The organism is Acidaminococcus nyctereutis (assembly GCF_052216985.1).
Lineage (GTDB): Bacteria > Bacillota > Negativicutes > Acidaminococcales > Acidaminococcaceae > Acidaminococcus > Acidaminococcus fermentans_A.
The window spans coordinates 18,307-33,624 of the sequence record NZ_JBQOUY010000009.1 but is presented as its reverse complement, the minus strand read 5'-3'; the positions used below and the strand labels follow the sequence as shown (position 1 = coordinate 33,624).

At 53.6% G+C, this 15,318-nt stretch carries 11 protein-coding genes, 3 tRNA genes and 1 pseudogene; 14 read left to right on the top strand and 1 reads right to left on the bottom strand.

Translation table 11 applies throughout. The annotated features are described in order from the left end of the window. The first annotated feature begins 181 nt into the window (after positions 1–181). From ACTUHY_RS06130 to ACTUHY_RS06110, 5 genes and pseudogenes are all read left to right on the top strand, one after another. Complete coding sequence (locus ACTUHY_RS06130) at positions 182–1,309, top strand: DUF362 domain-containing protein (RefSeq protein WP_442827009.1); 1,128 nt, start codon at positions 182–184, stop codon at positions 1,307–1,309. A gap of 60 nt (positions 1,310–1,369) precedes the next feature. Beyond that, a complete protein-coding gene (locus tag ACTUHY_RS06125) occupies positions 1,370–2,116 on the top strand; it encodes a metallophosphoesterase (RefSeq protein WP_442827008.1) in 747 nt (248 codons plus the stop codon). A 246-nt stretch (positions 2,117–2,362) separates the two neighbouring features. Next, a complete protein-coding gene (locus ACTUHY_RS06120) occupies positions 2,363–3,556 on the top strand; it encodes a CaiB/BaiF CoA transferase family protein (RefSeq protein ID WP_442827007.1) in 1,194 nt (397 codons plus the stop codon). A gap of 23 nt (positions 3,557–3,579) precedes the next feature. Further along, a pseudogene (locus tag ACTUHY_RS06115) lies at positions 3,580–4,533 on the top strand (hydroxymethylglutaryl-CoA lyase). A 115-nt stretch (positions 4,534–4,648) separates the two neighbouring features. Beyond that, positions 4,649–5,956: a CitMHS family transporter gene (locus ACTUHY_RS06110; RefSeq protein ID WP_442827006.1), complete on the top strand. Its 1,308-nt coding sequence runs from the start codon at positions 4,649–4,651 to the stop codon at positions 5,954–5,956. Between the two features lie 89 nt (positions 5,957–6,045). Here ACTUHY_RS06110 and ACTUHY_RS06105 read toward each other — a convergent pair whose 3' ends face one another. Next, positions 6,046–7,017: a LysR family transcriptional regulator gene (locus ACTUHY_RS06105; RefSeq protein WP_442827005.1), complete on the bottom strand. Its 972-nt coding sequence runs from the start codon at positions 7,015–7,017 to the stop codon at positions 6,046–6,048. A gap of 162 nt (positions 7,018–7,179) precedes the next feature. Here ACTUHY_RS06105 and ACTUHY_RS06100 point away from each other — a divergent pair. The 9 genes from ACTUHY_RS06100 to dnaG all read left to right on the top strand — a co-directional run bounded on the left by ACTUHY_RS06100 (position 7,180) and on the right by dnaG (position 15,274). Continuing rightward, a tRNA-Gln gene (locus tag ACTUHY_RS06100) sits at positions 7,180–7,253 on the top strand. Positions 7,254–7,365: 112 nt separating this feature from the next. Further along, positions 7,366–7,439, top strand: a tRNA-Gln gene (locus ACTUHY_RS06095). A 12-nt stretch (positions 7,440–7,451) separates the two neighbouring features. After that, a tRNA-Glu gene (locus tag ACTUHY_RS06090) sits at positions 7,452–7,526 on the top strand. Positions 7,527–7,653: 127 nt separating this feature from the next. Then, complete coding sequence (locus ACTUHY_RS06085; protein ID WP_349687945.1) at positions 7,654–8,625, top strand: FecCD family ABC transporter permease; 972 nt, start codon at positions 7,654–7,656, stop codon at positions 8,623–8,625. Between the two features lie 38 nt (positions 8,626–8,663). Further along, positions 8,664–9,230 (top strand): flavin reductase family protein, encoded by a 567-nt coding sequence (locus ACTUHY_RS06080; RefSeq protein ID WP_442827004.1) that lies wholly within the window; start codon positions 8,664–8,666, stop codon positions 9,228–9,230. A 159-nt stretch (positions 9,231–9,389) separates the two neighbouring features. Next, on the top strand, positions 9,390–11,777 hold the full coding sequence (gene ppsA / locus ACTUHY_RS06075) for a phosphoenolpyruvate synthase (RefSeq protein ID WP_442827003.1): 2,388 nt from the start codon (positions 9,390–9,392) through the stop codon (positions 11,775–11,777). A 111-nt stretch (positions 11,778–11,888) separates the two neighbouring features. Beyond that, positions 11,889–12,554, top strand: a complete 666-nt coding sequence (locus ACTUHY_RS06070; RefSeq protein WP_075579637.1) for a transcriptional regulator CcpN — start codon at positions 11,889–11,891, stop codon at positions 12,552–12,554. Then, positions 12,547–13,368: a pyruvate, phosphate dikinase/phosphoenolpyruvate synthase regulator gene (locus tag ACTUHY_RS06065; protein ID WP_075579638.1), complete on the top strand. Its 822-nt coding sequence runs from the start codon at positions 12,547–12,549 to the stop codon at positions 13,366–13,368. The genes ACTUHY_RS06070 and ACTUHY_RS06065 overlap by 8 nt, the downstream gene beginning before the upstream one ends. Positions 13,369–13,474: 106 nt before the next feature. Beyond that, entirely contained in the window at positions 13,475–15,274 is a 1,800-nt protein-coding gene (dnaG, locus tag ACTUHY_RS06060; RefSeq protein WP_442827002.1) for a DNA primase, read from the top strand. Positions 15,275–15,318 lie beyond the last annotated feature (44 nt).

Genomic DNA, 15,318 nt, shown 5'->3' with positions numbered 1-15,318 from the left:
TTTTGGGAAAAGATGTCATAGGTCATAGGTCATACGCCGATGGAAGCCAGCACGGCTGGCTTTGATTGAAAGAAAAGCAGACCATGTCGTACCAGGGCTGCAAATTCAAAATCAATTGGTATAAATTGATTTCCAAAAGCGTATGACGTCTGACTTATGACGAATTAAGGGGAGTGGAAACATGGAAAAGGCAAAGGTATATTTTACGGATTTTCGCTGTCCGGTAGGCACCAGTGCCCTGGATAAGCTCCAGCGGCTGTGTAAGGCGGCCCATATGGGAGATATCGACTTCCAAGGGAAATTCACGGCTATCAAGATGCATTTCGGGGAATTGGGGAACCTGGCCACCATCCGGCCCCAGTATGTAAAAGCGGTAGCGGACCTGGTGAAGGAATGGGGCGGCAAACCCTTCCTCACCGACTGCAACACCCTATATCCAGGGAGCCGGAAGAATGCTTTGGACCATCTGGATTGTGCGGCTCTCAACGGCTATAACACTATTACTACCGGGTGCCAGGTAATCATCGGGGATGGGCTCCGGGGTACCGACGAAGTGGAAGTGCCGGTTCCCGGCGGAGAATACATCCAGAAGGCCAAAATCGGCCGTGCCGTCATGGATGCAGATGTGTTCATCAGCCTGGCCCATTTCAAAGGCCACGAATCCACGGGCTTCGGGGGAGCGGTGAAGAATATCGGTATGGGCTGCGGCAGCCGGGCCGGGAAGATGGAACAGCATTCTTCCGGAAAACCCAAAGTGGATGAAGAAAAATGCCGGGGCTGCGGTCACTGTGCCAAAGAATGCGGCAGCGATGCCATTACGTACGGAGAAAACCACAAGGCCCACATCGACGAGGAAAAATGTGCCGGCTGCGGCCGCTGTATCGGGGCCTGCGGCTTCGACGCCATCGAGACTGTCCAATGGGATGCCAATGAGCTGCTGGACCGGAAAATGGCGGAATACGCCCTGGCAGTGGTCCATGGTCGTCCCTGCTTCTACATCAACATGGTGATGGACATTTCTCCCAACTGCGACTGCCATGGAGAAAATGATGCGCCCATCCTGCCCAATATCGGTATGTTCGCTTCTTTCGATCCCATCGCATTGGATCAGGCCTGTGCCGATGCCTGCCAAAAGGCACAGCCTCTGCCCAACAGCCAGCTGGCGGATCATCTGGCGGAAAAAGACTGGAAATGCCATCACGATCATTTCCTGGACAGCAATCCCCGGGTGGATTGGGCCACAACTTTGGAACACGGGGAAAAGATCGGGCTGGGGACTAGAGCGTATGAATTGGCTACCTTGAAATAACGGATAACGGAGGAGCAGCAGCCTGGTCACTGGACGATAGCACCAAGGGGGGTGGAACAGATGGCACTTTATGCGTTGGGAGATCTCCATCTGGCCTTCCAGCGGCCAGAGAAATCCATGGACGCCATGGGGCCCGTCTGGGTCCGCCACGAGGAAAAAATCTGGAAGAACTGCCAGGAACTGATGAAACCGGAAGACACCTTGGTACTCCTGGGGGACCATTCCTGGGGACGGAAACTGGCCCAGTGCCGGGAAGACCTGGACTTCATCGCCCGCCTCCCGGGCCAGAAGATCCTCATCCGAGGAAACCATGACATGTTCTGGGAAGCCCAGAAAACCGAGGCCCTGAATGAGGCATACCGGGGGAAGCTGTTCTTCCTCCAGAACAACTTTACCGTCTATCAGGATTACGCCCTGGTGGGGACCAAAGGGTTCACCTTTGAAGGCCCCTTCCTGATCAACCGGTATACGGGGGAAGTGCTCAGCTGGGACCAGGAGGCGGAGAAACACGCCCAAAAACTGGTCCGCCGGGAAGCCATCCGTCTGGAGGATTCCTTCCGGAAAGCCCGGGAAGCCGGATACCGGAAGTTCCTGGTATTTCTCCATTATCCTCCTACCAATATCTTGGAAGAGGATAGTATCTTTACCCGGATGGCAGAAAAATATGGGGCGGAGCAGGTGATCTATGCCCACTGCCATGGGAAGAATCAGTTCCAGGACAGTATCCTGGGTTTCCACAATGGAATCCGGTATCGGCTGGTCTCTGGAGACTACTTGGACTTCCGGCCGGAAAAAATCTTGGATTGAAAACTGTTTTTAAGAGGAAAACAAAAAATGGGGATGTGAAAATATGAAGGATCATTTTTTCACATCCCCGTTTTTTATACCTCTAATGGCAAAAATAATTTGCAATATTAAATTTACTATTGCTTTTCAGTTGCCGTAAATTTGGATATAGTAGGATTGTAAACAAAAAGATAAAATTTGCGGAGCGCGCAGCAAATTTTACTGAATACAATAAGGAATCTGGTAATGAAACAAGGAGGAGGACATATGCAGAAACAGGCACTGGAAGGTGTGCGGGTACTGGATATTGCCACGGTCATTGCTGCTCCCTGGGCAGCAGGGCTTTTGGCAGATTTTGGGGCAGAAGTCATTAAAGTGGAAATGACGGGACGGGGAGATGCGTTCCGGGCCATGGGGCCTTTGAAGGATGGGAAGAGCATCCGCTGGCCCAGTATGGGAAGAAATAAAAAAAGCGTGACCTTGGATTTCCACTACGAAGAAGGGAAACAGCTTTTCCTGGATCTGGTCAAAAAAAGCGACGTGGTCATTGAAAATTTCAAGACAGGGACCCTTGAAAAATGGGGGGTCGGTGTAGAGAAAATGCGGGAAGTCAACCCGGATATCATCGTGACCCATGTAACGGGCTACGGCCAGACCGGACCCTACAGAAAATTGGCCGGGTTGGGAACCCCGCTGCAGGCATTTTCCGGTTACACCTATATGCAGGGATATCCGGACCGCCCCCCTGTAAGTCCTCCCTTTGCGCTGGCGGATTATGTGGCTGGCCTGTATGCGGCTTTCGGGACCATGATGGCCCTGTATCATCGGGATGTCCTGAAAGGAAAAGCCCAGGAAATCGATGTGAGCCTGTATGAAGGGATTTTCCGCATGGAAGAAGCCATGATTGCCGAATATGATCTGCTGGGAAAAATCAGACAGCGCAGTCCCATGCCCAGCGGAGCCTCCTGCCCCATCGGTACCTTTGAAACAGGGGACAACAAATATGTCATCATCGTCTGCAGCACCAACCCGGTATTCGAGCATCTCTGCGATGCCATGGAAAAACGAGAGGAATGGCTGCCCAAATATGCCCTGGCCAAAGATCGCCTGGCAGATCCCAAACCCATTATGGATGCGGTAACCGCCTGGGTCAAGGACCATACCTTTGATGAACTGAAAGAGAAATGCAGCAAAGCCGGTGTCCCGATTTCCACCATTTACAACATCAAGGACTGCTTCGAAGATCCTCAGTATCAGGCCCGTCACGATATCGTAGACGTTCCCTGCGAGGAATTCGGCCATGTGAAGATGCCGGGCATCGTACCCGTGCTGAGCGAAACGCCGGGCAGCATCCGGTGGCCAGGACAGAAACTGGGTTCGGCCAATGAGGAAGTATACGGGAAACTGCTGGGGCTCAGTGAAGAAAAACTGCAGGAACTGAAGGACAAGAAGATTATTTGAAAAAAGAAGGTGTAGCTATGACTCTGACATATCCAAAACAAATCCGCCTGTGTGAAGTGGGGCTCCGGGATGGGCTCCAAAATGAAAAAAAAATGATGACCACGGAACAAAAGATCAGCTATGTGAATGGGCTGACGGCTGCTGGCTTCCCGGTCATCGAGGTGGGGAGCTTCGTCAGCCCTAAAGCTGTGCCCCAGGTGGCAGATACGGATGCAGTGTTCCAGGGAATCAATCAAAAACCAGGGGTGGAATACCGGGCCCTGATTGCCAACTTGAAAGGGGTGGAGCGGGCCATCGCCTGTGGCTGCAAAAAGGTGAAGCTCAATGTTTCTGCCTCCGTTGCCCATAATCTGGCCAACTTGAATTGCACCCCCGCTGAAAGCGTCGCCCGCTTCGCTGCCTGTGTGGAACGGGCAAAAGATGCCGGGATCGCAATTTCTGGATCCATTTCCATGGCCTTTGGATCTCCCTGGGACAAGGAAATCCCAGTCAGTGTGGTGTGCAAGATCATCGAAGCCTATCGGGAAGTGGGCATCCGGGAAATCAGTCTGTCCGATGCTTCCGGCATGGCCTATCCCTCCCAGGTGGCCGATATTTGCCGGACCGTGAAGGAAAAATATCCGGATTGTGCCTGGTGACTCCATTTCCACAATACACGGGGATTGGGAATCGCCAATATCCTGGCCGGACTCAGCGAAGGGTTCACCCAGTTCGATACCAGTTTTGCCGGGACGGGGGGATGCCCCTTTGTGCCGGGAGCAGCCGGAAATGTATCCAGTGAAGATGTGGTCCATATGTGCGAAGAAATGGGGATCGCCACGGGCATTGACCTGGATCAGCTGATGGAGATCAGCCATCATGTGGCTGAGTTTTTGGGCCATTTCACGGACAGTTATCTGCTCCGAGCTGGGAAAGCCAGCGATTTGATCCTGGATGTGCCCACCCGGCAGGGAAAGAATCATACCCAAAGTAAATAAAATATTGGCAGAAACCAATAAATTTAGAAGTGGAAAATATAAGCTCATTTCTGATTTATCTATGTCATGGAAAGAAAAGGGCAATTTACTATAATTTGGTGAGGGAGATGAGAATATGCAAGCGTTGATAGGTTGGGCGACACTGATCGTTCTCGTTGCCTGTCTGCTGCGGGGAAAAATGTCCCCGGTAACAGTTTTTGGGACAATTCCGGTGATAGGGGCAATCCTTTTAGGAGCAGGACCTGCTCTTTTGGAAAAATGGATCACCAGTGGCCTGAATACGGTATGGAAAACCGCCGTCCTATTCATTTTTTCAGTAGAGTATTTTGGCTTGATGTCAGATACAGGTATGTTTGATGCGGTCGTCAAAAAATTGACGGCTCATACCGGGAATAATGTCATCATCGTATCAGTAGCAACGGCAATTGTGGCTGTCATCGGGCATCTTGACGGAGCAACGGAAACTACTGCTTTGGTAACGATTCCTGCCATGCTTCCTTTGTGGAAACGGCTCCACATGCGGCCTACCGGTCTTCTGTTCATCTTAGGGACGGCCATGGGCGTGATGAATCTTGTCCCTTGGGGAGGTCCTGTCGTACGAGTCGCTGCTGTTCTTGGCCGGGATGTAGGAGAATTGTGGCATTATATCCTTCCCTTCCAGGGGGTTTGTCTGGTACTTACTTTTGTGGTCGCTGTCCTTGTCGGGATGAGTGAAATCAAAAATGGGGCAGGAAAAAATATCGAAAGCACGGATGTAGCGGAAACGGATACTGCGAAGGATGAAGAAGCGGAAGCATTGAAACGACCGAAGCTGCTGTGGTTCAATGTCTTGCTGACGGCAATCCTTTTGGTCGGCTTGTTGCTAGGAATCATGAAGCCTCATAACCTGTTCCTGATTGCACTGGCAATCGCCCTGATTGTCAACTATCCCGATGCCAAACTGCAGCGGAAACTGTTCCGCCGTCATGCGGGAGATGCACTGGATACTTCGGCTACCCTGCTGGCTGCAGCTGTATTCATCGGTGTCATGAACAAATCTGGCATGCTGGATGCCATGGTCAATGCTATGCTGTGGGTCATGCCGGCTTGGATGGGAAAATATATGAATATCATTGCGGGTATCATCTCTGTGCCTGTTGGCTGTATGTTGGGGGCAGATACGTTCTACTATGGCCTTTTCCCTCTGCTGGCAAAAGCGGGCGAAGCCTATGGTGTACCGGCTATGGACATTGGTATAGCGATGCTGATTGGCAAAAATGTGGCCATGATTTGCAGTCCGCTGCAGCCTACTACATACCTCGCACTGGGGCTGGCTGGCGTGGAAATGAAAGACCATTTGAAAGCCAATTTCCCACGTACTTGGGTGCTGTCCCTGATTATGTGTGCTATAGCAATGGTTATGGGATATATGAAGATTTACTGATTCCTTTGATGAGGTATATATAAAACAAAGAGCTGTGGAAGGTACCGTCGATACGGGGAATGGTACTCATCCACAGCTCTTTTTTATTCTCAGTGAGGAAGGATGTTCTCCGGATTGAAATCCACATAAAAGGTGCACTGTTTTCGGATCAGGCGGAGCAGTGTTTCTCCGTAAAGGGGAAAGTGCCGTTCTTTCCGGAATTCCAGCATGACCGGATTCGTCTCGTCCAAATCTTTGATGGGGAAGGCATGGAGCTTGTTATCCGTCTGGCTGTTGATCCTTGCCAGATTGGGAAGGTACATGGAAAGACAGAAGCTGGCTGCGTAGTTTTCTGTGGTGAGCATATGATGGAGATCCGGATGGCTGGAGGTGTGGACGCAGTTCAGGGAAATCTGGAGTTTCTGCAGGAGCCGATTCAGCATCTGGGAAGAGTTGTATTGGGGGAGGTTGAAGGCAAAGGGAATATGGGTGAATTTCCGCAGATCCGCTCCTTTGCGGAATTCATCGATACAGGCTGGATACGTATCCGGGAAGTATTTTTTCAGCATGCCGTCACTGAGGACCAGATAAAGGACTTCCCGCATGAGCAGTTTGCTTTGGATGAAATGGGACTGCTTTTTTGGCGCACCCAAAATAATGATGTCCAGCTGGTTGTTCAGAAGCATTTCCTTCAGCTGCGAGGAATTGGCACTGGCTACCCGCAGCTGTACTTTGGGAAAAAGCTGACTGTATTCTTCAATCAGATTGGGCATCAGGATCCGGAAGCGGCCCTCCGTGGTTCCCAGACGGATGATTCCTGCATTTTCCTTTTTGCTTTCTGCAAAAGCTTGGGTAAGACTGTTTTCCAGGGCTTCCACCTGGCGTATGGTATCAAGGAATTCCCGGCCTTCCGGAGTCAGGGAAAACTGCGGCTTCCGGTGGAAGAGGGCTACCCCGCATTCCTGTTCCAGTTTGGATAAATAACGGCTCAGTGCCTGATGGGTGATATGGAGCTTTTCGGCTGCCCGGGTCACGTTGTTTTCTTCGGCCAGCAAGAGAAAGTAGGGATAGTTTTCAAACATAGAGATTCTCCTTATAGGGAAAGATAAGGGGTTACTGCCATATTGCTGATTCCATTTTACCATCCACCAAGAAAATCTCAACCCAATAAAAAAAGTCCTTGCATTTTCCAGGGTTCCGCCGTATACTATAAAAGTACTCTTTGAGAGAGCAAGAGTATTTACTCCGGGATGGTGTAATGGTAGCACAGGAGATTCTGGATCTTCTAGTCTGGGTTCGAGCCCTAGTCCCGGAGCCATTTTTTATCTTGAAACTGGAACCACTGCGGAAGCGGTGGTTTTCTTTTTCCCAAAGCAAAAAACTTCTTGCATTTTCTTTCAGACATGCTATAATAATCGAGTAAGCTTTCTTCCGGGATGGTGTAATGGTAGCACAGGAGATTCTGGATCTTCTAGTCTGGGTTCGAGCCCTAGTCCCGGAGCCATTTTTTTATCTTGGCGCCATGGTCAAGCGGCTAAGACGTCGCCCTCTCAAGGCGAAATCACGAGTTCGATTCTCGTTGGCGCTACCAGGTCAATACGTAGGAATCCCCTATGGGCCATGCACTCGTGAGGATGGAACTGCATCATATAAAAAGCAAAGACGCTCCCGGCGGGGAACGTCTTTTTTGTTTGTTTCTTTGCCAAAGGGGGTACTCCATGAAGTTCAAGCGCTGTTGGATCGTGCTCTGGCTGCTGCTGGTGCCAGTCTGTTTCTTATCCCTGTTCAGCGGGCAGGTCCCAGTTTCTCCTTGGGGACCGTTCCATGGAGGGTGGAGCCTTTTGGAACAGAATGTCCTGTGGAATCTCCGCCTCCCCCGGCTGCTTTTGGGGTTGGGGACGGGAGCGGCTCTGGGGGCTTCCGGCACAGCCCTCCAGGGGATTTTCGGGAATCCGCTGGCAGATCCCGGCATCCTGGGGGTTTCCGGCGGGGCTTCTTTGGGGGCGGTGATCCTGCTGCTGACTGGTCTTCCCCAAAAGGCCTATTGGTTCCTGCCCTTGGGTGCCTTTGCCGGGGCAGGGCTGGCTTCTCTTGTGGTAGGCATCCTGGGCAGTGTCCGTGGCGGGACGGACCGAGTGAAGCTGCTTTTGGCCGGTGTGGCCGTCAGCCTATTCTGCGGAGCCTTGACGGCAGGACTCCTGAGCTTTGCCCCGGATGCGGTGATGCGCCAGTACTTTTTTTGGACCTTGGGCAACCTAGGAGTAGGGACCTGGCTCCAGGTAAAAGGAATCCTGCCGCTGCTGGCCGGTGTGATGGCCGTCCTGTGCCTTTGGGGGAGGCAGCTGAATGTCCTGAGCCTGGGAGAGGAACAGGCTCTGTCCCTGGGGATGGATGCGCCTTTCTGGCGGAAATTGTTCCTGGGATGGATTTCTCTCTTGATGGGACTGGCTGTCTGTGCAGGAGGGAATATCGGCTTCGTGGGACTATTGGTGCCCCACAGCCTGCGGCTCCTGACCGGCCCGGATCATCGGACCCTGCTGCCGCTCAGTGCCCTGGGGGGCGCGGTGTTCCTGGTATTCTGCGATGCCCTGGGTAAAATGGTCCTGCCGGGAGGAGAAATCCGGGTGGGGATCATTACGGCTCTTTTCGGGGCTCCTTACTTTCTTTGGCTGCTGTGCCGAAAAAAGTGACAGTTGTGGTATAATGGAACCAAAGGAGTGTGATTTCCATGCGGAAAGATTTTGGCGCAAAACCATTGACGTATCCTCAGCCGGTGTATATGATCGGGACCTATGACGAAAACGGGGTCCCGGATGTGATGAATGCGGCCTGGGGCGGCATCAGCAACGACACGGAGATTTCCTTCTGCCTGGCCCGGTCCCACAAAACTGTGGCCAACCTGAAGAAAACAGGAGCCTTTACTGTGAGTATGGCTACGGCGGATCAGCTGGCGGCCTGTGATTACCTGGGGCTGGTTTCCGGGAACAAGGTGCTGGATAAAGTGGCCCGGGCTGGCTTCCATGTGGAAAAATCCAGCCGGGTAAACGCACCGGTGATCGCCGAACTGCCCATGGTGCTGGAATGCCGGGTCAAGAGCTACGATGAGGAAAGCGAACGGCTGGTGGGCGAGATCCTTAACGTGAGTGCCGACGAAAGCATCCTGACGGATGGGAAAATCGACCCGGCCAAACTCCGTCCCCTGGTATTTGATCCAGTGAACCACACCTATCTGGTGGCGGAAAAAGTGGTAGGAAAGGCCTTTGCCCACACGAAAGCGCCGGGAGAAATAAAATAATTTTTTCGGTCACGGCTCGCGACCCGTGACTCGCGACCGGGGGTGTGAATCTTTTCACACCCCCCAAATTTTCTCTTGATTATGCTACATCATAGTGATATAGTATACACTATATTAAAGAAATATCCGCCAATAGCGTAGAGCAAAGGAGCGTATACCATGGATAAGCCCAAAGCATATTTGTTGTGGTTCGAACAGCTGGAACGGAAAGACGTGGATATTGTGGGAGGGAAATCTTCTTCTTTGGGAGAAATGACTTCCAAGACCGATGTGCCGGTTCCCTATGGCTTTGCCACCACGGCTTACGCGTACCGCTATTTCATCAAAGCCACCGGGCTGGAAGAAAAAATGCGCAGCCTGCTGGCTAGCCTTACCGATGTGGAGGACAATGAACAGCTGAGTACGGTGTGCGACCAGCTGCGGGCTGCCATCATGGAACAGGAAATGCCCCAGGATCTCCAGGATGCCATCCGGAAAGCCTACGGGGAACTGGCTGCCAAGGTGGGTGAAGCTCAGCCTTATGTGGCCGTCCGCTCCAGCGCTACGGCGGAAGATCTGCCCGATGCCAGCTTTGCCGGACAGCAGGATACCTATCTGAACGTCCAGGGAGCCGACAGCGTAATCGCCAAGGTGAAGGAATGCTATGCTTCCTGCTTTACGGACCGGGCCGTGTATTACCGGGAAAAGCAGGGCTATGACCATCTGTCTCTGGCTCTTTCTGCCGTGGTCCAGATGATGGTGTTCTCCAAGGCCGCCGGGGTCATGTTCACCGTGAACGTGGCCAACGGGGACGATAAGAACATCATGATTGAAGGGGCCTGGGGCTTGGGCGAATATGTAGTGGGCGGCATCGTCACCCCGGATACCTACATCGTTTCCAAAGAAGACATGAAGATCCTCTCCGCCACCGTCAATGAACAGGATGTGATGCTGGTCCGGAAGAAGGGCGGGGATACGGAAGAAATGCCGGTGCCGGAAGCGGACCGGAAGCGCCAGACCCTGACCAACCAGCAGATCTTGGAACTGGCCGGATATGCCAAGAAAATCGAAGCCCATTACGGCTGCTATATGGATATGGAATGGGGCATCGATGAACGGGACGGGAAGATCTGGATCCTCCAGGCTCGGCCGGAAACCGTATGGTCTCGGAGAAACAAGGAAAAGAAGGCGGAGGAAAAGATGGAAGAACAGGATGCAAAGAGTGCAAAGGTACTGGTCAAAGGACTGCCAGCCAGCCCGGGCATGGGCTATGGCAAAGTCCATGTGATCAAGGATCCTTCCGATATCGATGAATTCAAGGATGGGGAGATCCTGGTCACGGAAATGACCGCTCCGGACTGGGTGCCGGCCATGAAAAAAGCCCAGGCCATCGTTACGGACAGCGGCGGTATGACCTGCCATGCCTCCATCGTTTCCCGGGAATTGGGCATCCCCTGCATCGTCGGGACCAAGAGCCGGGGTACGGCAGCTACCAGCCTGCTCCATACTGGAGATGAAATCACCGTGGATGCTTCCAACGGAGTGGTGTTCGCCGGCAATTTGCAGGTGAAGAAAGCTGCAGCTGCTGCACCTCAGACCCAAATCGTGGCCCAGGAAACCTTCCCGGTCACCGGCACCAAGATCTACATGAACTTGGGCGATCCGGCCCTGGCGGAAAAATACAGCAGCCTGCCCTGCGATGGTATCGGCCTGATGCGGGAAGAATTCATCTGGACCACCTACATCCATGAACATCCGCTGTACCTGATCAAATCCGGCCATCCAGAAAAGGTGGTGGATGCCCTGGCAGACGGCTTCCGGAAAGTCTGTGCCGCCATGGCTCCCCGGCCGGTGACCCTCCGGTTCAGCGATTTCAAATCTAGTGAATACCGGGATCTGAAGGGCGGAGAAGAATTCGAACCCCATGAACCCAGTGCTCTCCTGGGCTGGAGAGGGGCTTCCCGGTATTATGATCCCAAGTACACCGCCGCTTTCCGGCTGGAAATCGCTGCGGTCCGGAAAGTACGGGAAGAATACGGGCTGAAGAACCTGAACGTGATGATCCCCTTCTGCCGCACGGTGGACGAAGCCCGGAAAGTGGTGGAGATCATGGCGGAGGAAGGACTCCACAGAGGACCGGATTTCAAGGTATGGCTCATGGCGGAGATCCCTGCCAACATCATCTTGGCGGACCAGTTCAACCAGTTCGTGGACGGCTATTCCATCGGATCCAATGATCTGACCATGCTGACCCTGGGCTGCGACCGGGACAATGACGTGATCTCCCATCTGTTCGATGAACGGAACCTGGCCGTGAAACGGGCCATCCGCCATCTGATCGAAGTGGCCCATAAAGATGGCAAGACGGTATCTCTCTGCGGACAGGCTGCCAGCGTGTATCCAGAGTTCGCTGCCTTCTTGGTCCAGAGCGGCATCGACAGCATGTCCGTGAACCCGGATGCGGTGAAATTCACCCGGAAGATGGTGGCCCAGGTGGAACAGCGTCTGATCTTGGACAAACTCACCGGACGGGGCCGGAACCTCCACGAGGAAGAATTGGCCTGGTAAAAGGATCCTTTGCTCTATGGCTGATGACAGGGGTGCTGCATGTGCGGCACCCCTTCTTGCACCCGAACGTTTTTTCTTCTATAATGAAGCCATGAATCCATTGGAAGGGAGATGAGTCCCATTCCTCTCAGCGAGAGACAAAAAAAGATTGCGGAAATCGTCCGACAGGCGGGGCCTGTGGCAGGGGAAGCCATTGCCCGGGAACTGGGGCTCAGCCGGGCTGCCCTGCGTTCGGACCTGGCCATCCTGACCATGAGCGGGATCCTGGATGCCCGTCCCCGGGTTGGGTATTATTACACGGGGAAAAATACCCTGGGGCTTTTGCAGGAAGAACTGTCCTCCATTACCGTGGAAGACATCAAGTCCGTGCCCATTGTAGTGGGCAGTGACAAAAGCGCTTATGATGCAGCCATCACCATGTTCCTGGAAGATGTGGGGACGGTATTTGTGGTGGAAGGGCCGGAAGGGCTGCTCCACGGGATCGTTTCCCGGAAGGACCTGCTGAAAGCGGCCCTCAATCCCGGGTCCGATCTCCACAAACTGCCCATTGCCATGGTGATGACGCCGCTGAGCAAAATCGTCACGGCCAGCCCGGAAGAACCGGCTGCTTCAGCTGCCCGGCGGCTGGTGGATCACGAAATCGACTGCCTGCCGGTGGTGCGGCCTCTGGATGAGGAACATAGGCGGCTCCAGCTGGTGGGCCGGGTGACCAAGACCAATTTTACCCGGCTCCTGGTAGAATTGGCGGAAGGAAAAGGAGGGAGTTATCATAGCTAAAGCACCGATCATCTATGCCATTTCAGATTCCATCGGAGAAACTTCGGAATCGGTGGTGAAAGCCACCACCAGCCAGTTTGTCCAGGAAAAATTCGATATCATCCGAGTTCCCTATGTGAAGAGTGTGGAACAGATTGACAAGATCCTTACCGAAGCCAAGGAACAGAATGCCATTGTCTGCTACACCATCGTTTCTCCGGAAATGCGGGAAGCGGTGGCCCAGAAAGCCATAGAACTGGACGTGGAAGTGGTGGACATCCTGGGGCCCGTGCTGAAGGCCATCGAAAAGACTTCCGGCCTGCTGCCCAAGAACCAGCCCGGTCTGATCCATGCCCTGGACCATGAGTATTTCAAACGGGTGGCGGCAGTGGAATTCGCCATTAAATATGATGACGGCAAGAATCCCTGGGGCCTGGCCAAAGCGGATCTGGTCATCATCGGCGTTTCCCGGACGTCCAAGACGCCGCTTTCCATGTACCTGGCCAATAAACAGCTGAAAGTGGCCAATGTCCCCCTAGTGCCGGAGATCCCCCCGCCGGAGGAACTGTTCAAGGTGCCTTCCAGCCGGATCATCGGCCTTCTGATCGATCCCTACAAGCTCAATGAGATCCGCTGTGCCCGCTTGAAGGCCATGGGGCTCACCGATGGAGCCAACTATGCGGACATTCACCGGATCCAGGAAGAACTGGAATACGCCCGGGCCATCATGCAGCAGCTCCACTGCATGATCATCAATGTGTCCAACCGGGCCATCGAAGAAACCGCCAGCCTGATCCTGGAATATCTGCGGAAACGCTTTGACTATGAATCCTGAAAATTGAATCTGTCAAGGGGAATTCCTGTAAAAGCAGGAATTCCTTCTTTTTTGTCGAATAGATACAGTATTGCAGGAAAGAATAAGGATGAGTTCCATGGATGATATGAAAGAGAAATTTGCCAATTTCAAAGAGCAGGTGCGCCAGGCGGCGGACATCGTAAGCATCGTCTCGGAAACCGTGAACCTGAAGCGGAAGGGCAGCCGGTACTGGGGCTGCTGTCCCTTTCACGGAGAAAAGACACCTTCCTTTACGGTGGATCCGGCCCGAGGGCTGTACCACTGTTTCGGCTGCGGCGCAGGGGGAGATGTGTTTTCCTATGTGATGAAACGGGACAACCTGTCCTTTTTCGATGCAATGAAACAATTGGCGGAAAAGTACGGGATCCCGGTCCCGGAACGGGCCAAATCGGCCCAGGAAATCGCCCGGGAAAAGGAAACGAAAGAAGTCATGGCAGCCAACGATCTGGCTTCCCGTTTCTTCCATTCCTGCCTGGTGAATACCCGGTACGGGGAAAAAGGACTCAAGTATCTGGCCGGCCGGGGAATCGGAAGGGACATCATCGATTCCTTTGATCTGGGGATGGCGCCTCCGGATTTCCATACCTTATCTCAGGCCCTGGAAAAAAGAGGCGTCTCGGAAGCCGTGCTGCTCAAGGCTGGGCTGGTAAGCCAGCGGCAGCGGGGAAATGGCATTTATGATAAATTCCGGGCTAGGGTGATGATCCCCATCCGGAATCCTCGGGGCAAGGTGGTGGGCTTCACTGGACGGATCCTGGATAAGGATGCATCTCCGGCCAAATACATGAATACGGGAGAAACAGCCTGGTTCCACAAGGGGAATCTGCTCTTTGGCCTGGACCGGGCTTCTGCCGCCATCCGGAAACGGCAGCAGGCCCTGATCGTAGAAGGCCATATGGATGCCATCAGCCTCCATGCTGCAGGGATCGACTGGGCGGTGGCTTCCATGGGGACGGCCTTTACAGAACACCAGGCGGCTCTTTTGAAACGGCTGGCACCGGAAGTGATCTTCTGCTTCGACAGTGACCGGGCCGGCCGGGCGGCTGCCATGCGGGCCATCCCCCTAGCCCTTCGGGCCGGGCTCAAATGCCGGGTGATGCATGTGACGGACGGGAAGGATCCGGATGAATTCATCCGGAAGGAAGGCCGGGAAGCTTTTGAAGAGCTGATGCGGAACGCCCGTCCGGGGATGGATTACCAGGTGGATACGGTGCTGGGGGAATGTGACACAGAAACCCTGGGAGGCAAAGTGGAGGCCGTGGACCGGGTGCTGCCCTTCTTCCTGGACTGCCAGAGCGATGTAGAAGTGGGGGAACGGATCCGGGATCTTTCCCGCCGCCTGTCCATCGAGGAGGGGCTGATCCAGAGTGAATACCGGAAACTGACCCATCAGGAAACGGGGAAAAAGTACAACCCAGAATGGCTGACCCAGCGGACCGTGAAAGTGTCCAGTCCTACGGAACAGGCAGAACGGCTGGTGCTCCGTGCGTTCCTCCAGGGGATACCGCCCCAGCCGGGACAGGAGGGGATCGCCCATGTGGATTCCTTTACCACGCCGGCCCGGCAGGAAATCTTCACGGTATTCCTGCAGATGGTCCAGAACGGGACTTTCCAGGATCCCCGGGATCTCTTTTCCCGCTTGGACGGACCGGGAGCGGCAGAATTGACAGGGATCCTGAGCCTGAATGTCCAGGAGAGCACGCTGCCTTCCATCCTGACGGACTGCCTCAACCGTCTGCAGATTGCGGCCCTGGACCGGGAGTATGAAAAACACAGCCAACTGGCGGAAAAGTATGAAAAAGAGGGAAATGAAAAATTTTTGCAGGAATTAGAGGAATGCCGGCGAATAAAATTGGAGATAGGAAAATTAACAGCTCCGGTATAAATCCGGAACAGGAGGATTTTCCTCATTTGCAGGAAAGGAGGGAA

Coding starts and splice junctions, on each gene's coding strand:
- ACTUHY_RS06130 (WP_442827009.1), top strand. CDS start 182: ATGGAAAAGGCAAAGGTATATTTTACGGATTTTCGCTGTCCGGTAGGC.
- ACTUHY_RS06125 (WP_442827008.1), top strand. CDS start 1,370: ATGGCACTTTATGCGTTGGGAGATCTCCATCTGGCCTTCCAGCGGCCA.
- ACTUHY_RS06120 (WP_442827007.1), top strand. CDS start 2,363: ATGCAGAAACAGGCACTGGAAGGTGTGCGGGTACTGGATATTGCCACG.
- ACTUHY_RS06110 (WP_442827006.1), top strand. CDS start 4,649: ATGCAAGCGTTGATAGGTTGGGCGACACTGATCGTTCTCGTTGCCTGT.
- ACTUHY_RS06105 (WP_442827005.1), bottom strand. CDS start 7,017: ATGTTTGAAAACTATCCCTACTTTCTCTTGCTGGCCGAAGAAAACAAC.
- ACTUHY_RS06085 (WP_349687945.1), top strand. CDS start 7,654: ATGAAGTTCAAGCGCTGTTGGATCGTGCTCTGGCTGCTGCTGGTGCCA.
- ACTUHY_RS06080 (WP_442827004.1), top strand. CDS start 8,664: ATGCGGAAAGATTTTGGCGCAAAACCATTGACGTATCCTCAGCCGGTG.
- ppsA (WP_442827003.1), top strand. CDS start 9,390: ATGGATAAGCCCAAAGCATATTTGTTGTGGTTCGAACAGCTGGAACGG.
- ACTUHY_RS06070 (WP_075579637.1), top strand. CDS start 11,889: ATGAGTCCCATTCCTCTCAGCGAGAGACAAAAAAAGATTGCGGAAATC.
- dnaG (WP_442827002.1), top strand. CDS start 13,475: ATGAAAGAGAAATTTGCCAATTTCAAAGAGCAGGTGCGCCAGGCGGCG.